General features: G+C 62.3%; 1 pseudogene. It reads left to right on the top strand.

The annotated features are described in order from the left end of the window. Positions 1 to 371 (top strand): annotated as a pseudogene (locus tag P0W64_RS22515) (cytochrome b); the annotation flags it as partial.

The following is a 371-nucleotide window of genomic DNA, read 5'->3' as shown; positions in this document are numbered from 1 at the left end:
ATCGCGGTACAGGCCGAAGAGGTCGACTCGCGATACCACCTGGCAGCCGGCATCCGGCGCCAGATCAACAAGGTGTTCCCCACCCACTGGTCCTTCATGCTGGGTGAGATCGCGCTGTACAGCTTCGTCATCCTGCTGCTGTCCGGCGTGTACCTGACACTGTTCTTCGAACCGTCCATGGCCGAGACCGTCTACCACGGCGCCTACGCACCACTCAACGGCGTCACCATGTCCAAGGCCTACGAGACCACCCTGAACATCTCGTTCGAGGTGCGCGGCGGACTGTTCGTCCGGCAGATCCACCACTGGGCCGCACTGATGTTCGCCGCCTCGATCATCGTGCACATGCTGCGCATCTTCTTCACCGGCGC

Origin of the sequence: Tsukamurella sp. 8F, assembly GCF_029167375.1 — a bacterium.
Lineage (GTDB): Bacteria > Actinomycetota > Actinomycetes > Mycobacteriales > Mycobacteriaceae > Tsukamurella.
Note: the sequence above shows the minus strand (reverse complement) of the source record. Positions and strands in the feature narration are given on the sequence as shown.